Genomic DNA, 846 nt, shown 5'->3' on the forward strand with positions numbered 1-846 from the left:
CGCTCGTTTGTGTTAAATTCAGCTTATCCTGCAACAACTTGGAGATTTCCAGCTGGATGCATTCCAGCCCGTCCACAACCGGCTCCAGATCGCGGATCGTCGCCTGGCGCGGAATATCATCGATCACACCGCGAAACGCCGTGTAGCGGGCGCTCCAGTCGATGTCAGGCATTTCCTCAAAGCCCAGCTCAATCAGCTTGACGATATCGCGGCGCAACAGCGTCACCTTCTCCTTCATCAGCTTCAGCTGCAGCCGCTCCGTGCGCACCGCATCCGCCATGGCGTCGAATTCCTGCGCCCGCACCACCAAGGGCGCCAGCGAGAAGCCAAAGGCCTCGCCGCCCTCCCCTGCCCCCGTCGCTCCTGTCCGGGCTTTGCGCGCATAGCGCTTGCCATTGGGGCTGTCCTTGCGGAAAATCAGGCCGCTCTCCACCAGCGCGCCCAGATGCCGGCGCAACGTTGCCGGCGCCATGCCGTGCGCGCGCAGCGACAGTTGCGCATTGGACGGAAACACCACCAGGCCGTTTGCCTCGGCAAGTTCGCTCTGCGGATAGAACGTCAGCAGCGCGTTCAGAACCACCAGCGCCCGGTCGGAAATCCCGATCAGCGCCCGCGCCTCGCACAGGCTGCGAAACAGTTTCCATTTGTCGACCGAAGCCTGTGGATCGACGGCGCTGGCCTGCGCCTGCGTTGCCAGCATGCCAAGCGACAGCGGCCGCCGCCCGAAGGGCGTCGTGAATGCATTCCCCGACTGCATCGTCTTCTACCTTTCAATAGGCAAAAGAAATCCATCCGCCCAAACGACGCCAATTCTGCTTGACACTGATTCCCGGAAATGCGATTCTC

The 846-nt window shown here is 61.8% G+C and carries 1 protein-coding gene; it reads right to left on the reverse strand.

What is annotated here, in order from left to right; all coding sequences use genetic code 11:
• A partial coding sequence (gene repC, locus ACTJJ7_RS28045; protein ID WP_440969503.1) for a plasmid replication protein RepC occupies positions 1-757 on the reverse strand: 757 nt, incomplete at its 3' end.
• Positions 758-846 lie beyond the last annotated feature (89 nt).

Source organism: Phyllobacterium sp. 22229, from assembly GCF_052056495.1.
GTDB classification, from domain to species: Bacteria; Pseudomonadota; Alphaproteobacteria; order Rhizobiales; family Rhizobiaceae; genus Phyllobacterium; species Phyllobacterium myrsinacearum.